The sequence below is a fragment of the Nakamurella alba genome, from assembly GCF_009707545.1.
Taxonomy (GTDB): Bacteria; Actinomycetota; Actinomycetes; order Mycobacteriales; family Nakamurellaceae; genus Nakamurella; species Nakamurella alba.
In genome coordinates, this window is record NZ_WLYK01000005.1 from 1 (window position 1) to 19,633 (window position 19,633).

The 19,633-nt window shown below is 71.7% G+C and carries 19 protein-coding genes; 7 read left to right on the top strand and 12 right to left on the bottom strand.

The genetic code is table 11. From position 1 onward, the window contains the following. Positions 1-118: 118 nt before the first annotated feature. Positions 119-541: a DUF1992 domain-containing protein gene (locus GIS00_RS12175; RefSeq protein WP_154768736.1), complete on the top strand. Its 423-nt coding sequence runs from the start codon at positions 119-121 to the stop codon at positions 539-541. Between the two features lie 10 nt (positions 542-551). Here the strand turns inward: GIS00_RS12175 and GIS00_RS12180 are convergent, their stop codons facing one another. The 8 genes from GIS00_RS12180 to GIS00_RS12215 form a co-directional block, all read right to left on the bottom strand. Continuing rightward, complete coding sequence (locus GIS00_RS12180) at positions 552-1,931, bottom strand: dihydrolipoamide acetyltransferase family protein (RefSeq protein ID WP_154768737.1); 1,380 nt, start codon at positions 1,929-1,931, stop codon at positions 552-554. Between the two features lie 7 nt (positions 1,932-1,938). Further along, positions 1,939-2,922 carry an alpha-ketoacid dehydrogenase subunit beta gene (locus tag GIS00_RS12185; protein WP_322097887.1) on the bottom strand — a complete coding sequence of 328 codons (984 nt, stop codon included), beginning with the start codon at positions 2,920-2,922 and terminating at the stop codon, positions 1,939-1,941. 110 nt (positions 2,923-3,032) lie between these two features. Then, positions 3,033-4,088, bottom strand: a complete 1,056-nt coding sequence (locus tag GIS00_RS12190; RefSeq protein WP_154768739.1) for a thiamine pyrophosphate-dependent enzyme — start codon at positions 4,086-4,088, stop codon at positions 3,033-3,035. 272 nt (positions 4,089-4,360) lie between these two features. Next, entirely contained in the window at positions 4,361-5,131 is a 771-nt protein-coding gene (locus GIS00_RS12195; protein ID WP_154768740.1) for a FadR/GntR family transcriptional regulator, read from the bottom strand. Positions 5,132-5,162: 31 nt separating this feature from the next. Further along, positions 5,163-6,047, bottom strand: coding sequence for a Rossmann-like and DUF2520 domain-containing protein (locus GIS00_RS12200; protein ID WP_322097888.1), 885 nt, complete (start codon positions 6,045-6,047; stop codon positions 5,163-5,165). Beyond that, positions 6,044-7,411 carry an MFS transporter gene (locus tag GIS00_RS12205; protein ID WP_154768741.1) on the bottom strand — a complete coding sequence of 456 codons (1,368 nt, stop codon included), beginning with the start codon at positions 7,409-7,411 and terminating at the stop codon, positions 6,044-6,046. Before GIS00_RS12205 ends, GIS00_RS12200 begins: the two co-directional genes overlap by 4 nt. Before the next feature lie 172 nt (positions 7,412-7,583). Next, positions 7,584-8,360, bottom strand: coding sequence for an SDR family NAD(P)-dependent oxidoreductase (locus tag GIS00_RS12210; RefSeq protein ID WP_407666862.1), 777 nt, complete (start codon positions 8,358-8,360; stop codon positions 7,584-7,586). Between the two features lie 65 nt (positions 8,361-8,425). Then, the gene (locus tag GIS00_RS12215; protein WP_154768742.1) at positions 8,426-9,877 is read right to left on the bottom strand and encodes an aldehyde dehydrogenase family protein; all 1,452 of its coding nucleotides are present in this window, start codon (positions 9,875-9,877) and stop codon (positions 8,426-8,428) included. Between the two features lie 438 nt (positions 9,878-10,315). Here GIS00_RS12215 and GIS00_RS12220 point away from each other — a divergent pair, with 438 nt between their 5' ends. The 6 genes from GIS00_RS12220 to GIS00_RS12245 all read left to right on the top strand — a co-directional run bounded on the left by GIS00_RS12220 (position 10,316) and on the right by GIS00_RS12245 (position 15,333). Continuing rightward, positions 10,316-11,035, top strand: coding sequence for a GntR family transcriptional regulator (locus GIS00_RS12220; RefSeq protein WP_154768743.1), 720 nt, complete (start codon positions 10,316-10,318; stop codon positions 11,033-11,035). Positions 11,036-11,129: 94 nt separating this feature from the next. Further along, positions 11,130-12,263 (top strand): 3-isopropylmalate dehydrogenase, encoded by a 1,134-nt coding sequence (locus tag GIS00_RS12225; protein WP_154769256.1) that lies wholly within the window; start codon positions 11,130-11,132, stop codon positions 12,261-12,263. Then, complete coding sequence (locus tag GIS00_RS12230) at positions 12,260-13,534, top strand: alpha-hydroxy acid oxidase (RefSeq protein WP_154768744.1); 1,275 nt, start codon at positions 12,260-12,262, stop codon at positions 13,532-13,534. Before GIS00_RS12225 ends, GIS00_RS12230 begins: the two co-directional genes overlap by 4 nt. A 20-nt stretch (positions 13,535-13,554) precedes the next feature. Then, entirely contained in the window at positions 13,555-13,848 is a 294-nt protein-coding gene (locus tag GIS00_RS12235) for a DUF2277 domain-containing protein (protein WP_154768745.1), read from the top strand. 310 nt (positions 13,849-14,158) lie between these two features. After that, a complete protein-coding gene (locus GIS00_RS12240) occupies positions 14,159-14,638 on the top strand; it encodes a hypothetical protein (RefSeq protein WP_154768746.1) in 480 nt (159 codons plus the stop codon). A gap of 212 nt (positions 14,639-14,850) precedes the next feature. Continuing rightward, positions 14,851-15,333, top strand: a complete 483-nt coding sequence (locus GIS00_RS12245) for a hypothetical protein (RefSeq protein WP_154768747.1) — start codon at positions 14,851-14,853, stop codon at positions 15,331-15,333. A gap of 119 nt (positions 15,334-15,452) precedes the next feature. Here the strand turns inward: GIS00_RS12245 and GIS00_RS12250 are convergent, their stop codons facing one another. The 4 genes from GIS00_RS12250 to GIS00_RS12265 are packed head-to-tail and all read right to left on the bottom strand — an operon-like array spanning position 15,453 to position 19,630. Further along, positions 15,453-16,589: an ABC transporter substrate-binding protein gene (locus tag GIS00_RS12250; RefSeq protein WP_154768748.1), complete on the bottom strand. Its 1,137-nt coding sequence runs from the start codon at positions 16,587-16,589 to the stop codon at positions 15,453-15,455. A gap of 49 nt (positions 16,590-16,638) precedes the next feature. After that, positions 16,639-17,439, bottom strand: a complete 801-nt coding sequence (locus GIS00_RS12255; RefSeq protein ID WP_230313520.1) for an ABC transporter ATP-binding protein — start codon at positions 17,437-17,439, stop codon at positions 16,639-16,641. Positions 17,440-17,468: 29 nt separating this feature from the next. Continuing rightward, the gene (locus GIS00_RS12260; RefSeq protein WP_322097890.1) at positions 17,469-18,554 is read right to left on the bottom strand and encodes a FecCD family ABC transporter permease; all 1,086 of its coding nucleotides are present in this window, start codon (positions 18,552-18,554) and stop codon (positions 17,469-17,471) included. A 14-nt stretch (positions 18,555-18,568) separates the two neighbouring features. Next, on the bottom strand, positions 18,569-19,630 hold the full coding sequence (locus tag GIS00_RS12265) for a FecCD family ABC transporter permease (protein WP_154768750.1): 1,062 nt from the start codon (positions 19,628-19,630) through the stop codon (positions 18,569-18,571). Positions 19,631-19,633 lie beyond the last annotated feature (3 nt).

Here is a 19,633-nt window from a genome sequence, read left to right on the forward strand (position 1 = left end):
ACACGAGAGTGTCAGCGATGTATTGACACATACCTGTCAGCGAAGTACTGACACATGACAGTGAGTTATAGCTCACTGGTTGCAGGACCTCCGGGGCGGAGCGCGGGCACACTGGGGTATGCGCGATCAGCCGCCGCCACCGGGGCAGGACGAGAACTGGTGGGTGCACCGGTACGTCCAGCGGGAGGGGCTGCCGCTCTCCGAGCTGCTGCCGACCGGACTGCGGCTGAAGAAGGAGGCGGCGGAGGTCGACGCGGCCGTCGCCCGGCTGCACACCGAGCCGGCGGTGCGGGCCTACGTCGAGGCGCTCAACACGCGCATCCGCGCGGAGATCTTCGTGCCCACCGGCGGACCGTCGGTGGTGCTGACCCCGGTCGACGTGGACCTGGTGGTGGTGCAGTGGCGGATCCGCCAGGCCACCCCGCGCGCCCGCATCGTCACCCAGGGCCGCCGGCCCGAGCCGGAGCCCGTCGAGGCACCGGACGGGGCCCCGCGGCGGCGGGGACTGCTCCGCCGCCGCCGCAGGGAATCCGGAGGGTGACCCGCGGAGTTCAGTCGAGCAGCAGCTGCTGACGCGGGTCGTTCAGCACGGCGGCGACCCGGGCCAGCACCTTGCTGCCGAGCTCGCCGTCGACCAGCCGGTGGTCGAAGGACAGCGAGAGCTGCAGCACCGAGCGGAGTTTGATCTTCCCCTTGTGCTCCCACGGCTGCCGCCGGACGGCGCCGACGCAGAGGATCGCGGCCTCGCCGGGGTTGAGGATCGGGGTGCCGCTGTCGATGCCGAAGACACCGATGTTGGTGATCGTGATGGTGCCGCGGGCCATGTCGGCCGGCGTGGTCTTGCCCTCGCGGGCGGTGCTGACCAGGTCGGTCAGCGCGGCGGCCAGTTCCGGCAGGCTCTTGGACCCGGCGTCCTTGACGTTCGGCACCAGCAGGCCGCGCGGGGTGGCCGCGGCGATGCCGAGGTTCACCCGGCCGAACTGCACGATCTCGTTGGTCGTCGCATCCCAGGACGAGTTGATCTCCGGATGGTGCCGGACCGCGGACAGCAGCGCCTTGGCCACCAGCAGCAGGAAGGTGACCCGCGCCGTGCCGAACGCCTTGTCCTGCTTCAGGCTCTCCACCAGCTTCATCGAGCGGGTCACGTCGACGGTGACGAACTCGGTCACGTGCGGTGCGGTGAAGGCGCTCTGCACCATCGCGCCGGCCGTGGCCTTCCGCACACCCTTGATCGGGATCCGGATGTCGGCCTGCGCGTCGGAGCGGACGGCCGTCGTCTCTGCGACGGCGACCGCGGCGGCCGGGATCGCGGCGGGGCCGGTCTCCAGGTGGCGCAGCAGGTCGTCCCGGGTGATGGATCCCTGGTTCCCGGTGCCGGTGACGGCGGCGAGGTCGACGCCCTTGTCCCGGGCCAGCTTGCGGACCGGCGGGGTGGCCAGCACCCAGCCGTTGGCCGGCTCGGCGACCGGGACCGGCTCGGGCAGCACCGGCGCGGCGGCCGGGACCGGTGTCGCAGCGGCAGCAGTGTGATCACCGGCCGGCTTCCGGCGGCGGCGACCGTGCGACTCCGACGGGCCGTAACCGACCAGCACCGACGGCGCGGGCTCGGCGGCCTCCGGGACGGCAGCAGCGGCGGCGACCGGCGCGGCAGCGGGTGCAACGGCGGCGGCGGAGTCGGTGGCTCCCGTGCCGACGGCGATCAGCGGCGCCCCGACAGCGATGGTGTCGCCGACGGCGGCGAACAGTTCGGTCACCACACCTTCGAAGGGACACGGCAGTTCGACGACGGACTTGGCCGTCTCGATCTCGACGATCACCTGGTTGACCTCGACGGTGTCGCCGACGGCCACCTTCCAGGAGACGATCTCGGCCTCGGTGAGGCCTTCGCCCACGTCGGGCAGGCGGAACTGTTGGGCGGTCGTGGCAGTCATCGTCGGCTCACCAGGCGAAGGATCGGTCGACGGCGTCCAGGACACGGTCGATGTCGGGCAGGAACTGTTCCTCCAGTTTCGCAGGCGGGTACGGGAGGTCGAACGCCCCCACCCGCAGCACCGGTGCCTGCAGCCGGTAGAAGCAGCGCTCGGTGACCAGGCTGCCGATCTCGGCGCCCAGTCCGGCGAACGTCGGCGCCTCGTGCACCACCACCGCGCGGCCGGTGCGGTTCACCGAGGCGGTGATGGTCTCGGCGTCCAGCGGCGACAGCGAGCGCAGGTCGATGACCTCGATGTCCCGGCCGTCCTCCACCGCGGCCTCGGCCGCCTGCAGGCAGACCTGCACCATGCCGCCGTAGGTGAGCAGCGTCAGGTCGGTGCCTGGGCGCACGACGCGCGCCTTGGTCATCGCGAGAACACTGCTGTCCGTGGCGTCCTCGGCCACCTCACCCTTGGTCCAGTACCGGCGCTTGGGCTCGTAGAAGATCACCGGGTCACTGCCGGAGATGGCCTCGCGCAGCATCCAGTGGGCGTCCTGCGGATCCGAGCAGCAGACCACCCGCAGGCCGGCGGTGTGCGCGAAGTACGCCTCGTTGGACTCGCTGTGGTGCTCGACAGCACCGATGCCGCCGCCCACCGGGATGCGGATGACCACCGGCAGGGACAGCCGGCCGGCGGTGCGGGCGCGCATCTTCGCCAGCTGCGAGACGATCTGGTTGAAGGCGGGGTAGACGAAGCCGTCGAACTGGATCTCGCACACCGGGCGGTAGCCGCGCAGCGCGAGACCGATGGCGGTGCCGACGATCCCGGACTCGGCGAGCGGGGTGTCGATCACCCGCTGCGATCCGAAGTCCTTCTGCAGACCGTCGGTGACGCGGAAGACGCCACCGAGTCCGCCGACGTCCTCGCCCATCACGACGACCTTGGGGTCGTCCTCGAGGGCGCGGCGCATACCGGTGTTGAGAGCTTTGGAAAGGGTGAGAACAGGCACTGGTGACTCCAGATGTTGTGCGGTGCCGGAGGTTTCAGGGGTGTGCAGCGTGCGCGAACAACGGCCGGTGACCACGGGAGGGGGCCCCGCGGCGCACCGGCCCGGCACGCTCAGTCCACGAAGGACGCGACGAGATCGCGGTAGCCCGCACGCTGCTCGGTGAGCAGCTCCGGACGCTCCGCCAGCACCTGGTCGAACCGTTCGTCCAGTTCCGGCAGCGGCAGTTCCTTGCAGATCCGGCGCACCTCGGTGCCCAGTTCCTTGCACTCCAGGTCCAGCTCGGACAGGTAGGCGGCGTCCGACCAGCCCTGCTTCTCCAGCAGCAGCTCCATGCGCGCCAACGGGTCCCGGGTGCGCCAGCCGTCGACCTCGCTGTCGGTGCGGTACCGCCCCGGGTCGTCGGAGGTGCTGTGCCCGGCCATCCGGTAGGTGATCGCCTCGATGAAGGCCGGGCCGGATCCGGACCGGACCTGGTCCGCCACACCGCGGGTCACCGCGTGCACGGCCAGCACGTCGTTGCCGTCGACCAGGTGCGCGTCCAGCCCGAAGCCGGCCGCGCGCTGGTGCAGCGGCGCGCGCATCTGGATCTGCGGCGGGGTGGAGATGGCCCAGCCGTTGTTCTGGCAGAAGAAGAGCACCGGGGCGCCGGCCGCGGCGGCCCAGTTGAAGGCCTCGTTGGCGTCGCCCTCGCTGCTGGAACCGTCACCGAAGTAGGTCAGCACCAGCTCGTCGGCGCCGTCCCGCTGCACGCCCATCGCGTACCCGGTGGCGTGCAGCAGCTGCGCGGCCAGCACCAGGGTGTAGATGTGGAAGCGGTAGCGCTCGGGATCCCAGCCGCTGTGCGCATTCCCGCGCCACTGGATCAGCAGCTCGGCCGGGGTGATGCCGCGGCACATGGCGGCGGCGTGCTCCCGGTAGCTGGGGAAGACGTGGTCACTGGCACGCACGCCGGTGATCGATCCGACCTGGGAGGCCTCCTGGCCCAGCACCTGGAGCCACAACCCGAGCTCGCCCTGCCGCTGCAGGGCCAGCGCTTCCTCGTCGAGCCGCCGCGCCAGCCGCATCTTCCGGTACAGATCACGGGTCAGCTCGGGGGTGATGTCGAGCGGCCAGTCCGGGTGCGGGTGGAGATCTCCTGCGGGGTCGAGCAACTGCACGGGTTTCATGTGGCCTCCACCGGTGAGGTGTCGAACTCGGGGGCCACGGGGGTGGTGCGGCCGAGGAGTTCAGGTCGGGGCACCCGACGGGTGGGCCGGGTGTCGGTCGAACCTACCCCGAACTCGGCTCCGGCGGTAGTCCCTGCCGCTGTCCCACCTGGCGAGACACCGCCCGGCCGAACATTTCTGCCATGTTTCGTCACGGCATGCCCGGCCGCACAACACCTCCGGGTGACGACAAGGTGTCGGTGCGTGCGCGGCGCTGCAGAGCTGCGGACGGATCAGTCCGCGACCCGGCCGCCGCTCTCCCGCACCAGCGCGGCCATGATCGCCCGGTCCTCGTCGCCGACCAGCGCGCCGTAGTACTCGTACAGGCTCTCCCGGGCCAGCCGGGAGGCCAGCGGGGCGTCCCGGGCCGCGATGGCGGCGAACACCTCGCGGTGGTGCCGGACGGACTGCAGCATCAGTGCGGTGCGGTCGCCGGCGTCCAGGATGGTGCGGCGGATCAGGTCCAGCACGGCGGCCCGGTTGACGTCCCCGTAGACCTGCACCAACTTGTTCCCGCCGGCCTCCGCGATGATCTCGTGGAACTCCAGGTCGGCGCGGCTGAACTCCTCGTAGCCCAGCGCCATGCTGGCCCGCATCCGGGCCATGTTGCGCTCCATGGCGAGCAGGTGGGCGTCGGTGCGGCGGAAGGCGGCGAGCAGGTTGGCCGCGGCGTCCACGATCATCCGGAACTGGACCAGCTCCGGCAGGTCCAGCGCGCTGGTGGAGGCCAGCATCGAGATGGTCCGGCGCACCGGCTCCATCGAGACCTGCAGCACCAGCGGGCCGCGCGGGTCCCGCGGCGCCGAGCGCACCAGCTCCATGCTCTCCAGCACCCGCAGTGCCTCGCGCACGGAGGACCGGGCGATGCCGAACTGCTCGCCGAGCTCGCGCTCGCTGGACAGCCGGTCCCCGGGCTTGAGCTCGCCGGACGCGATCGCGTGCTCGACGTGGTCGACCAGGCGTTGGAAGGCGCGGGTGTCCGGCTCTCGCGCGACGCTGGTCATGACCCCACCATAGGTGGCGCCATCCGGTCCGTCACCGCTGGTCGGCGTCCGGCCCGGGCAGGGCTGCCAGCACCGCGGCGTGCCCGGCCGGGTCGAGCCGGCCGGCCGCGGCCGCGAGGTCCGCGGTGGCCCGGGCCAGGGTCAGGTAGCTGTCCAGCGCGTCCGGGGTGGCGGCGCCGATCGCGGCCAGGTGCGAGTGCAACGTGCCGGTGTCCGCGCGGGACACCGGGCCGGTCAGCGCGCCGATCCCTGCCTTGAGCGCATTGTCCAGCGCGGCGGTCGACGAGGCGCGCAGCACCTCGGGGTCGTCGACGCCGGCCGCCCGCAGCATCTCGCCGGCCTGGGCGATCAGGGTGACCACGTGGTTGCAGGCGTGCACCACTGCGGCGTGGTAGAGCGAGCGGGCCTGTTCCGGCACCGCCACCGGCACCCCGCCGACGTCCAGCACCAGCCGGGTACCGACGGCCGCGCCGGCCGGGGACCCGGTGATCGCGAACCGGCTGCCGCGCAGCCGGGCCGTCTCCAGGTCGACGGCCCCGGTGAAGGTCATCGCGGGATGCACGGCCAGCGGCTCGGCGCCCTGCGCGGTCAGCGGGTCCAGCACACCGATGCCGTAGGTGCCGGCCACATGGGCGGCGGTGACCCCGTCCCACCGGCCGGCGGCGGCCAGTTCGGCGACCACGGACGGCAGGGCGGTGTCGGAGACGGCGAGCAGCAGCAGGCCGACGGAGCCGTCCCGCAGCTCCGTCGGATCGGCCACTCGGCGCACGTCACCGAGTGCGGCGGACGCCCGGTCCCACGAGGCGTCGGACCGGGCGTGCACCCCGGCGACCGGGTGGCCGGCGGCGGCCAGAGCCGAGGTCAGCACGACCCCGACCCGGCCGGCACCGACCAGCCCGATCGCCGGACGGGTCACGACGCGCTGACCTTGCTGGTGCTGAGCGCAGCGGTGGTCGCGGCGCGGTTCTTGATGATCCGGCCGACGGCGAAGAACGACAGCGCGGCCAGCACCAGGAAGGCCGAGCAGACGAGGATGGCGTTGGTGCTGCCGGCGGTCCCCGCCCCGTCGCCCTTGATCAGCGCGACCATGTACGGCGAGACGAAGCCGGCGATGTTGCCGAAAGCGGTGATGAAGGCGATGCCGCCGGCCGCCGCCACACCGGCGCCGACCAGGAACGGTGCCTGCGTCCAGAAGGTCGGCAGGGTGGAGATGCAGCCGATGGCGCCGAGGGTGAAGCCGATCATGGCGATGACCGGGGAGTTCAGCGACAGGCCGGCCACCACCAGGCCGACGACGCCCAGGGCGGCCGGGACGACGTAGTGGAAGGTGCGCTCCTGCAGCCGGTCGGAGTTGCGGGAGATCAGCCACATGAACAGCGCGGCGAAAACGTACGGGATCGCCGTCATCAGGCCGATCTGGCCGGTGGTGAAGGTGCCCATGGCCTTGACGATGGTCGGCAGGAAGAAGGCCAGCGCGTACAGCGGGATGATCATGCAGAAGAAGGCGCTCGCCATGGCCAGCACGCCCTTGTCCTTGATCGAGCCGAGCAGGGACTTCGCCCCGTGCCCGTGGGCGGCGGTGACGCCGGCCCGCTCCTTCTCCAGCTCGGTGGTCAGCCAGGTGCGCTGCTCCGGGGAGAGCCACTTCGCCTGCTCCGGCTTGTTGGTCAGGTACTTCAGCGTCAGCACCGCGAGGATCAGGCACGGGAAGCCCTCGACCAGGAACATGAACTGCCAGCCGGTCAGGCCCCACGGGGTGAAGCCCATCAGCCAGGTGGACAGCGGGGCGCCGATGACGGTGGAGACCGGGACCGCGATGTAGAAGACGGTGATCACCCGGGCCCGGCGGGCGGCCGGGATCCAGCTGCTCAGGTACAGCAGCACACCCGGGACCAGACCGGCCTCGGCGACACCGAGCAGGAAGCGGAGCAGGTAGAAGCTCCACTCGTTCTGCACCAGCGACATCGCCATCGAGACGATGCCCCAGCTGAACATGATCCGGGCGATCCACACCCGGGCGCCGACCTTGTACAGGATGGCGTTGCTGGGGATCTCGAACAGCACGTAGCCGACGAAGAACAGACCGGCGCCGAGGCCGAACGCCGCCTCGGACAGGCCGAGATCGGGCTGCAGCTGCAGCTTCGCGATGCCGACGTTGGTGCGGTCGAGATAGTTGAAGATGTAGACGACGAAGAGCAGCCCGCCGAGTCGCGGGATGACCTTGCGCATGGTGGAGCGCTCGAGCTCACTGGAGCCGGCGACCACGTTGTTGTCCGACATGTGCTTCCTCTGGGGTGTCGAGGTGGCGGGGTCTGTGGGTGTGCTGCTGGGTGTGCTGCCGGTCCCTGACGGGCCTGGTGGGAACGTCCGGGACCTTCTGGGATCAACTGCGGGGCAGGGGCCATCGCGGTCCGTCACCGGCGAAGGTGAAGGACCGGGTGGGCCCGGTGGATCAGTTGGGCGGGTCGAAACGACCGTCGACGGCGGTCCAGCCGCCGTCGACCATCAGAGTGGAACCGGTGACGTACGAGGCGGCGTCGGAGGCCAGGAAGACCACGGCGCCGGCCAGCTCGTCCGGCCGCGACCAGCGGCCGAGAGCACCCTTGGTGGCGTAGGCGTTGTACCAGGCCTCGTTGGCCTTGATCTGCGCGGTCAGCGGTGTCTCGACGACACCCGGGGCAACGGCGTTGACCCGCACGCCGGCCGGGCCGAACTCCGCCGCGGCGGTCTTGATCAGTTGCACCGCACCGGCTTTGGTGGCCGCGTACACGGACTGGCCGGGCTCGACGACCAGGCCGCGGATGGAGGAGAACACCACGATGCTGCCCTTGCCGCGCTCGACCATGCCGGCGCCGAACACCCGCAGCACGTTGAAGGTGCCGGACAGGTTCAGCTTCACCACCCGGTCGAACTCGGCGGAGGTGTAGTCCAGGATCCGCTTGCGGACGTTCATCGCCGCGGTCAGCACCACGACGTCCAGCGCACCGATCTCGGCGGCGGCCGCGGAAAGGGCTGCCTCGTCGGTGATGTCGAGCTCGAGCGCGGAGGCGGTGGCGCCGCCCGCGGTGAGGTCGGCGGCGGCCTGCTCGGCGGTGGCCGGGTTCTTGTCCGCGCAGATCACCTCGGCGCCGTGCGCGGCCAGGGCCAGCGCGACCTCGTGGCCGATGCCGCCGGCACCGATGACCAGCGCGCGCCGGCCGTCGAGGCGGAAGAGGGTGGAGTAGTCGATGCTCACGTGCAGTTCCTCTGTGGTGCAGGTCTTCTCGGATGACTCAGGACGTGTGGGCCGCCGGATCACTCCGGGCGGATGACCGCCATCCGGGTCACGGTCAGCTCCTCGATCGCGAAACGCGGTCCCTCACGGCCGATCCCGGAGTCCTTGACGCCGCCGTACGGCATGATGTCGGACCGGAAGCCGGGCACCTCGTTGACGATCACGCCGCCCACCTCGAGCTCCTCGACCGCCTTGAACGCGGTGGCCAGCGAGCGGGTGAAGACCGCGGCGTGCAGCCCGTACCGGGAGCGGTTCACCGACTCCAGGGCCGACTCCAGGTCCGGGACCGAACGGATGGCCACGACCGGGCCGAAGATCTCTTCGCACCAGGCGTTCTCGGTCTCCGGGACGTCCAGCAGAACGGTCGGCTCGATGGACCGGCCGGCGGCCTTGCCGCCGTGCAGCACCTTCGCGCCGGCCTTCTCCGCGGATTCGATCCAGCCCAGCACCCGGTCGGTGGAGGCGGTGTTGATCAGCGGCGCGACCCGGGTGGCGGCGTCACGCGGGTCGCCGACGACGATCTCGTCCAGGCGGGCGGTCAGGATGCCGACGAACTCGTCCAGCACCGGCGCGCAGACCAGGACCCGCTGCACCGAGATGCAGGCCTGGCCGTTGCCGTAGAACCCGCCGCGCAGCACGGCGTCGGCGGCCTTGGCCAGGTCGGCGCTCTCGTCGACGACCAGCGCGGCGTTGGATCCCAGCTCCAGCAACGTCTTCCGCGGTGCGGCGTCGCGGGCGATCTGGTGACCGACGGCGGCGGAGCCGGTGAAGGACACGGCGCCGACCCGGGGGTCGGAGACCAGGGTGTGGCCGACCTCGGGATCACCGGTGACGACCTGGATCAACTCGGGCGGGGCGCCGTGGGTGGCCGCGGCCTGCCGCACCATGTCGGCCAGCCACAGGGTGGCCAGCGGGGTGGCGGGCGCGGGCTTGCAGATGACCGGGCAGCCGGCGGCGATCGAGGGGGCGATCTTGTGGCTGGCCAGCAGCAGCGGGTAGTTGAACCCGGCCACGCCGATGACCAGACCGATCGGCCGGCGGGTCCAGAACCCGATCATCCCGACGCCGGACTCCTGCAGGTCCAGCGGGACGGTCTCGCCGTGCAGCTGGGCGACCTCCTCCGCGGCGGCGGACCAGGTGACCAGGGTGCGGGACACCTCGACGGTGCAGTCGACACGCGGCTTGCCGGTCTCGGCGATGAGCAGCTCGATGAGCTCCTCGGTGTTCGCGCGGATGCGCTGCTCGACGTCGATCAGGATCGCGCGCCGGCGGGCGGCGGACAGCTTGCCGACCGCCTTGACCACGGCCAGGCCGGCCTCCAGGGCCGCCTGCGCGTGGACGACGGTGCCGACCGGCGCCTGCGCGACGACGGTGCCGTCGTAGGGGAACACGACGTCGGCGGTGTCGAGATCGGTACGCCACCCCTCCCCGATCGGCAGACCGGACGGGTGGTCGGGCAGTGCGAAGCCCATGGGAACAGCTCCTCGGACGGCGTCGTCTCCGGCGGGGTACGTCGGAAGCAGGCAGCGGTGGATCGTGCGGTTCTGGTGCCGGCCGGCGCGACCGTGGGTCGCTACCGCACCGGATCGCTGGTCAGACCAGCAACCGGGTGTGAGCTTGCACCTCACATCCGATCCGGTCAAGCCCTTCGCCGGACAAACCGTTCTTCCTGCACGTCAGGGCGCTGGCCAGCGAAGATCATCAGCCCACTTGACGTTCGTCACGTCCATGCGCGAAGCTCGCCGCGGCTGTATCCAGTGCGGTCCCGTCATCGACGACGCCGCGCCGGCCAGCGCTGTATCCAGTGCCGCATCCGGTGCCCGGCGTCCCCGCCGCCCGCCGGTCGCGGCCGACCGGGACCGGCACCACGGTTCCGGTGATCCGCACGGACCGACGGAGGTGCCCGCCTGATGGCCGGACCGCCGCTCGTCCCTGCCCCGCTCCCCGCCTCCGCTGCCGGAGTCGAACCGGGCCCGGCGACGCTGCCGGCGCAGTCCGCCGCCCCGGCGAAGGTCTCGCTGGTCGAGGAGATCTCGTCGCTGCTGCGCGAGCGCATCTACGACCGCCGGTACCCGGCGGGCGCCGCCCTGCGCCAGGAGCAGTTGTCCGCCGAGCTCGGGATCAGCCGGACGCCGGTGCGCGAGGCGCTGCGGGTGCTCGAGCAGGAGGGCCTGGTCCGGGTCGAGCCGGGTCAGGGCGCCCGAGTGGTGATGGGCGACCGGGACAGCCTGCTCGCCGCCTACGAGCTGCGCGCCGTGGTCGACGGGCTCGCCGCCCGGCTGGCCGCGCTCCGCGGCCCGGCCGATGCCCGTCATCTGGAGCGCAGCATCGCCACCCAGCGGGCCGCACTCGACCCGTGGCAGCCGCTGCGCTACACCGAGGCCAACGTGGAGTTCCACGAGCACGTGCTGATGCTGTCCGGCAACGAGTACGTCCTCGCCCAGCGCCCGGTGCTGCGGATGACCGCCCAGGTCTTCGCGCCGGTCGAGCTGCTGGAGCGGGAGCGGGCGGTCCGCGCCGTCGCCGAGCACACCGCGATCGCCGAGGCCATCGCCGGGGGCGACCCGGATGCCGCCGAGCAGCTCGCCCGGGCCCACATCCGCACCACCATCGACGATCTCACCGGCTGATCCCACGTACCCCGTCCGCAGCACCAGGACCCACCCGCAGCACCACGACATGCCCCGCAGCACGGGGCACCGGCACCAGGAGGAACACCGCACCATGCGCACCCACAACCTCGCCGTCATCGGCGGCGACGGCATCGGCCCGGACGTCACCGCGGCGGCGCTGCTCGCCATGCGCGCGGCGGCCGACCGGTTCGGCTTCGCGCTCGAGACGACCGACTACGAGCTGGGTGCGGAGGCCTACCTGAAGACCGGGGTCGCCCTCGGCGAGGACACCGTGGAGGCGCTGCGCGGCCACGACGCGATCGTCTTCGGTGCGATCGGTGATCCGCGGGTGCCGCCGGGCATCCTGGAGCGCGGGCTGATCGTGGCGCTGCGCATCGCGTTCCGCCAGTCGGTCAACATCCGGCCGGTGCGGCTCTACCCCGGGATCACCAGCCCCGTGCGGGGTGTCACCACCGAGAACTGCGACCTGGTGATCCTGCGGGAGAACACCGAGGGCCTCTACACGGCCGGCGGCGGCAGCCTGCACACCGGCACGCCGAACGCCACCGCCCTGCAGAACTCGGTGACCACCTACGCCGCCACCAAGGAGATCGTGGAGTTCGGGTTCCAGCTCGCCCGCGCCCGGCGCGGCCACCTGACGCTGTGCCACAAGACCAACATCCTGGTGCACGCCGGTCAGCTGTGGGAGCAGGTGGTGGCCGAGGTCGGCGCCGACTTCCCCGATGTCACCACGGATTACGTGCACGTGGACGCGATGTGCCAGCACCTGCCGATGAACCCGGGCCGGTTCGACGTGGTCGTCACCGACAACCTGTTCGGCGACATCATCAGCGACCTCGGCGCGACCGTGCAGGGCGGGCTGGGCCTGGCCGCGAGCGCGAACTACAACCCGACCGGGTCGGCGCCGAGCATGTTCGAGCCGGTGCACGGCTCCGCCCCGGACATCGCCGGCAAGGGCTGGGCGAACCCGGCCGCCGCAGTGCTGTCCGCCGCGATGTGCCTGGCGGCACTGGGCGAGCGGGACGCCGCGCTGGTCTGCGAGGCCGCATCGGCCTCGGTGCTGGCCGAGCTGCCGACCTTCGCCGGGCCCGACATGGGCGCCGAAACCGAGGGTCTCGGCATCCGGATCGCCGAGCGGGTGGCCACCATCGAGCCGGGCGCGCTGGGGGACCCGGACCGGTCGCTGATGTCGCTGCTGGCCGCGGTGGCACCGGTCCGGGGATGACCGCGCCCGAGGCCACGGGCGCGACGCGACCGGCGTCCGTCCCGCCGAGACGGCGGACGGCGCGCCGGATCCCGCGACCGTCGGAGATCCGGCAGCTGGTGCAGCTCGACCCGATCAGCCCGCGGCCGGCCACCAACCGGCTGCGCCGCGCGCTGACCGTCGAGGACCTGCGGGAGGCCGCCCGCCGCCGGGTACCGCGGTCGGTCTTCGAGTTCGTCGACGGCGGTGCCGAGGACGAACTGACCATGCGGCGGACGCGAGAGGCGTTCGAGCGGGTGGAGTTCCGGCCGACCGTGCTGAACGGCGCGTCCGAGGTCGACATCACCACCAGCCTTTTCGGCCGGCCCTCGGCGCTGCCGCTGGTGCTCGGTCCGACCGGGTTCTGCCGGCTCTCGCACCACGAGGGCGAGCGGGCGGTGGCGAGAGCCGCGGCGCTGGGCGGGATTCCGTTCGCCCTGACCACGATGGGCACGGTGTCGATCGAGGACGTGGCCGCGGTCGGCGGTCCGGACGCCGATCGCTGGTTCCAGCTCTACATCATGCGCGACCGCGGGCTGACCGCGGAGCTGGTGCAGCGGGCGAAGACGGCCGGGTACTCGGTGCTGGTCGTCACGGTGGACACCCCGGTGACCGGGCAGCGTCGCAAGGACGTGCGCAACGGCTTCTCGGTGCCGCCGAAGCTGACACCACGCACCCTGCTGGACATCTCGCGGCGTCCGGAGTGGTGGATCAACCTGCTCACCACCGAGCCGCTGGTCTTCGCGACGGTGCCGGCCGGCGAGCCGGAGGCCCATGCCCGGTTCATCGACGGCGTCTTCGACCCGTCCGCCACCTTCGCCGACCTGGCGCAGGTGCGGGCAGCATGGGACGGACCGCTGGTGGTCAAGGGCATCCAGACCGTCGAGGACGCCTACCGGGCACTCGACGCCGGCGCCGACGGTGTGGTGCTCTCCAGCCACGGCGGCCGGCAGCTCGACCGGTCCCCGGTGGCGCTCGAGGTGCTGCCGCGGGTGGCGGACGAGCTCGGCGACCGGTTGGAGATCCTGCTCGACTCGGGTGTGCGGACCGGCGCCGACATCGCCGCCGCGGTGGCGCTCGGCGCGAAGGCCTGCCTGGTCGGCCGGCCCTACCTGTACGGGCTGATGGCCGGTGGCGAGGCCGGGGTGCGCAAGGTGATCGACATCTACGCCGCCGAGCTGCGCCGGAGCCTGCACCTGCTGGGACTGCCGTCGGTGGCCGCGCTCGGACCGGGTGCGGTGCGCTTGCGCTGACCTGCGGTTACCGTGGAGCCATGTGTCGCAACATCACCGAGCTCCGCGGCCTGGAACCGGCCGCCACGTCCACCGAGATCGAAGCAGCCGCGCGGCAGTACGTGCGCAAGGTCAGCGGCCTGACGAAGGTCACCGACCGCACCCGCGAGCCCTTCGAGAAGGCGGTCGCGCAGATCGCCCACATCACCGAGCACCTGCTCGCCGACCTGCCGGAGCGCAAGCAGCCGCCGACCACCGTGCCGCCGCTGCGCCGCCCGGAGGTGCAGGCGCGCATCGCGGCACGGGAAGCTGCGGCGGCCGCACCGTCGGCCTGATCCGTCCGGATCGCATGGTCGTCGGCGGGCCCGGTGGCCCGTCGGCCGCCGGGCTCCGCCGGTTCTCCGGGGTTGCCCGGTAGGTGGTCCCGGGATGACCTGGCGTGCTGACCGGGCGGGGTCCTCGTACGCGCCGACCCATCGGTGCGCGGCGCCGACAGGTGGTCGGACATCCCCGATGGCCGACGGGTCGGTGGTCGATGGGCGATCGGTGGCGGGCGTGCAGAAAGTGTGAGGTCGGCGGAACCGATCCGGGCGATGCTCCGTCACAGCTGCAACGAGTTCCCACCCCGACCCGATGGAGCCCCCGATGACCTCGCCCGAGCAGACCCCCTTCTCCTGGTCCGAGTCCGCTGCCGCCGATCACGCCTACGTACCGCCGGCCGGCGGGTTCGCCGGCTCGCTGCCGGGCCGCGCCGTCGCGGCGCTGTGGGTCTCCGGCGTCTACCTGGTCCTGTCGGTCTTCGGCATCTTCCAGGTGTTGTCCGTCCGCGACGACGTCAGCTCCCGGCTCAGGTCCACCATCGACATGGCGCTGATCATCGGCCTCGGCATCATGGCCGTCTTCATCGTCGGCATGATCCTGGTCGCCAAGCGCACCTCGGCCGTACTGCTCATCGTGATCGCAGCGGTCGCGCTCGGATTCAGCGTGATCAACCTGGGCAACGGCTTCAACCTCATCCAGGTGCTCAACATCGGCCTGCCGCTGGCCATCGTGCTGCTGCTGTCCGGCGCGGAGGTCAAGGACTTCTTCCGCCGCGAGAAGGCCCGCCGCCACGGCATGTACTGATCCAGCACTGCACTGATCCAGCACTGCACTCGATCCAGCACTGCCCGGAAGGCCGGCACCCGCGAGGGTGCCGGCCTTCTTGCGTGGGCGGGGATGTTCCAGCGGGAACGCGGACCAGGACCCGGAATTTCGTCCGAATCGCACGGAACCGGATCGGCCCGGGCCCCGTCGGAGCAGCAACGAACTTCCCACCCCACACCCTGGAGCCCACGATGACCGCCACGCCCGAGACCACCCCGGCAGCCACCACCAAGAAGTCGCTTTCCGATCTCTACACCGAGACCTACGGCACCCCGGCCGCGCCGGTCCGCGAGTCCTACGAGACCCCGCGCGGCGCGCTTCCCGGCCGGGCCGTCGCCGCCCTGGTCGTCGCCGGCATCTACACCGCGCTCTCGGTGTTCGGCATCTTCCAGCTCATCGCCCTCCGCGACGAGATCGGTTCCCGGTACGCCACTCTGCTCAACATCACCCTGGCGATCACCGCGGTGCTCACCGTGCTGTTCGTCGTCGGCATCGTCCTGGTCGCCAACCGCCGCTCGCGCATCCTGCTGGTCGTGATGGCCGCGATCGCATTCGGCCTCGCCATCATCAACCTGCGCAACGGGATCAACCTGATGCAGGTGATCAACGTCGGCCTGCCGCTGGCCATCCTGATCCTGATGGGCCACGACGAGGTCAAGCGCTACTTCCGCTGAACCGGTACCGGCGCGCACCTGCCGGCGCAGAACACCGAGAGGCCGGTACCCGCAACGGGTACCGGCCTCCGGTGTGTCCCGGCCGGGATGGGCGGCCGGAAGAGCGGGTCAGGTGCAGGTCAGCCGAGGGTCTTCGCCGCGTCGAGGAACCCGGCGAGCTGCTCCATGTACTCGGCCTGCGAGGGGTAGTCCATGCCGGCGAACACCCAGGGCTCGATCTGGCCGGCCTTCGCGGCGGGCACCGAGGCGAAGGTGGGCTGCTCCATCAGCTCCTTCTCCTGGTAGCCGCCGCGCTCGGACACCAGCAGCAGGTCGCCGGTGATCTTGGAGGCGTTCTCCCAGCTGAGGATCTCCCAGTAGTAGCCGTCCCCACCGGGATCGACGATGTCGACGCCGAAGTCGCTGTACATGCGCAGGTTCGGGTCGTCGGCCGGCTTGGCGACGTAGATGCCGTCGGCATCGGCGTAGAGCACCTCGACCTGCGGACCACCGGTGCCGGAGGAGGTCAGCTTCGCCGAGGCCGCATCGAAATCGGCCTTCGCAGCGGCGATCTCGTCGGAGTCGGTGCAGACACCGAGGGCCGCGGCCAGGTCCAGGGTGCGCTGGATGACGTCGACCGCCGTGCCGCCCATGCCGATGGTGATCACCGGGGCGATCTTGTCGATCTCGTCCTGCTGGGCCTTGTCGGCAAATCCGTAGGCCACCTCGTCCTTCGGCAGGGTGCCTTCGGCGTCCGTCGCGTACAGATGCGTGACGATGACGTCGGGCTCCGTCTCGAGCAGTTCCTCGCGGTTGATCTCGCCGTAGGTGGCACCGACCTGCACCACGCCGCTGGTGTCCAGGTCGGCGAACCGCACGTCGTCGTCCATGCTGCTGTAGCCGAACGAGGCGACCGGCTCCAGCCCGTAGTTCATCAGCGAGAACAGCACGTCGGTGAGGCCGGCGACCTTGGTCGGTGCCTCGTCCAGGGTGACCGTCCGGCCGATGTCGTCGGTGAACGACCATGTGCCGTCGGCCGCGACGTTCGGGTTCTCGCAGGTCTCCGCGCCACCCACCGACGACGCCGGTGCGGACGGTGCCGACTGAGCAGACTCCGACGCCGCGGCACCGCTGGTGACGGCCGATGAACCGGCGGGTGTCGCTGCCGCGGTCGAGCTCCCGGAGGTCTCGGCCATCGAGCCGCAGGCGCTCACCCCGGCCAGGACCAGGACCGCACCGGCGGCGAGGCCGCTCCGGACTGTGCTGCGTACGCGCATTCGTCTCCCTCTCGATCTCCGGGCCACTGCGTCCGGAATTTTGGGGAGGCTAGCCTAAGTCCTTGGGAACGACCAACGGCCCGCCGGTGGCCGGGTCGGCGATCACCGTGGCCTCCAGCCGGAAGGTGGACCGCAGCAGCTCGGGGGTCAGCACCTCGGCCGGCGCACCGTCGGCGACCACTGCACCGTCGGACATCAGCACCAGCCGGTCGGAGTAGCGCGCCGCCAGGTTCAGGTCGTGCAGCACCATCAGCACGGTGCGGCCCTGCTCCCGATTGAGGGTGCGCACCAGATGCAGCACCTCGAGCTGGTAGGTCAGGTCGAGGAAGGTGGTCGGCTCGTCCAGCACCAACACCTCGGCCTGCTGGGCGAGCACCATGGCCAACCAGGCCCGCTGCCGCTGGCCGCCCGAGAGTTCCTGCACCACACGGTGTCCCAGTCCTTCCAGGCCGGTGATCCGCAGGCAGTCGGCGGTGATGTCGGCATCCGCGGCGCTCCACTGCCGCAGGATGTTCTGGTGCGGGTTGCGACCGCGCAGCACCAGTTCCCGCACGGTGATCCCGGCCGGGGCCAGTGGGCTCTGCGGCAGCACCGCGAGCCGGCGGGCAACGGCCTTGCCGTTCATCCGGTGCAGGTCCTCGCCGAACAGCCGGACCGTGCCGGCCGATGGCTTGAGCAGCCGGGCGAGAGCCCTGAGCACGGTGGACTTCCCGCAGCCGTTCGGCCCGACGATGGTGGTCACCGTGCCCGCAGCGACGCTCAGGTCGAGGTCCGGTACGACGATCCCGGCGCCCGGATAGCCGAGCCGCAGCCCGGACGCCTCCAGCGCGGTGCCGGTGGTCGTCGTCATCGCCTCGCCACGGGTTCCTACCGAGGATGTCATGCGTTCGCCTCCCGACGATGCCGTAGCAGCAACAGGATCAGGTACGGGGCACCGACCAGGGTGGTCACCAGACCGACCGGGATCTCCCAGTCGACGACCGTCCGGCCCAGCAGATCTGACAGCATCACCAGCACCCCTCCGAGCAGACCGGACAGCACGAGCGGCGGCCGGTCGACTCGGGTCAGCCGGCGGGCGACCTGCGGCACCACGAAGGCCACGAACGCGATCGGCCCGGCGGCGGCGACGGCCGCGACGGCCAGCAGCACCGCCACCACCAACGTCGCCAGCCGGTGCAGCTCGAGCGGCAGCCCGAGCCCGCGCGCGGCGTCGTCGCCGAACTGTCCGATCGCCAGCCCGGCGGACAGCAGGACCGAGACGGGCAGCAGCACCGCGCAGGCGATCAGCAGGGGCAGCAACCGGTCCCAGGTCATCGGACCCAGTGACCCGACCAGCCAGGCGGCGGCCTGGTTCGCGTCGGAGATCTGCGCCCGCACCATCAGGTAGGAGGTCAGCGCCGTGCAGATGGCGGTCACCCCGAGGCCGACCAGCACCAGCCGATAGCTGTCGATCCCGCTGCGCCACGACAGCCCGTAGACCACCGCCGCGGCCACCACGCCGCCGAGGAGCGCGGCGCCGGGGATGCCGAGGGTGTTCACCGCGACCGACACCTCGTACGTACCGCCGGTGGCCGCGATCGCCAGCACCGCCCCGGCGGACGCACCGGAGGTGACCCCGATGATGTCGGGGGTGGCCAGCGGGTTGCGGGCGAAGGTCTGGGTCAGCGCGCCCGCGACACCCAGCGCGGCACCGGCGGCGAGTCCGCCCAGCGCACGCGGCATCCGCCAGTCCAGCACCACCAGTTCCTGCCGCTCGGTGCCCGCGCCGACGAGCGTGCGCAGCACGTCCCAGGGGGTGAGGGACGAGGCCCCGACGGCGATCCCGACTGCGCCGACGGCGATCGCCGCGACCAGACCGGCGAGCGTCCAGAGCAGCACCGCCGGTCGCCAGGCCAGGCCCACCGGGCCCAGTCGGACGCCGGGGATCCGGTCGTGGGTCTCCGGCACCGCGGTCTCAGGGGTCACAGCGCCACCGGTGATCACAGGGCCACCAGCGATCGACGACGGGCGATGTGCACGAAGAACGGCCCGCACACCACAGCGAGCACGATGCCCACCTGCACCTCGTTGTTCGCCTCGCCGAGCACCCGGCCGAGGACGTCGGCCGCGACCAGCACGAGGGCGCCGACCAGCGCGGCCACCGGCAGCATCCGGCGGTGGTCCACGCCGACCAGCGCCCGGGCCAGATGCGGGGCGACCAGGCCGAGGAAGGCCAACGGGCCGGCGGCCGCCGTGGCCCCGCCGGCCAGCAGGGTGATCGCCCCGATCCCGACGATCCTTGCCAGCACCACGTTCTCGCCGAGCCCGCGGGCGACGTCGTCACCCAGCGCGAGGTTGTTGAGGGCCTTGGCGTTCCACATCGCGAGCAGCATCCCGAGCACCGCCACCGGGAGCACCGCGGCGGCGATACCGAGGTCGCGGCCGGACAGCGATCCGACGACCCAGCGCCGGTAGACGTCCAGGGTGCTGCGGTCGTTCAGCACGACGAAGGTGGTCAGCGCGACCAGCAGGGCGGTGACGGCGGTGCCGGCCAGCGCCATCGGGACGGGTGACGCCGGCGCACTGCCGGCGGTGGCGATGCCGAACACGGCGACCGCCGCGACCAGCGCGCCGATCATCGCGAACACCATGATCGGCAGGGCTGCGGTGACGTGCAGGGCGTGGATGCCGATCACCACCGCGAACCCGGCACCGGCGGAGACGCCGAACAGTCCCGGATCGGCGAGCGGGTTGCGGGTGTGCCCCTGCATCAGGCCGCCGGCAACGCCGATGCACGCGCCGACCAGCAGACCGAGCACGGTGCGCGGGAACCTGCTGTCCCGGACCAGCACCGCGGCCTCGCTGCCGTCCGGGTGCCAGATCACCCGCCAGACCTCGCCGAGCGAGGTCGGGTTGCTGCCCAGCGCCAGTCCGGCCGCGAAGACCACGACCACCGCGGCCAGCAGCGACACCGCCACCAGCACCCCGCGGCGGCCGTGTGACGGCCGGTCGTCCCGGGCGTCGGGGAGGTGATCTCCCTGACGGACGGGTGACGTGAGCATCGC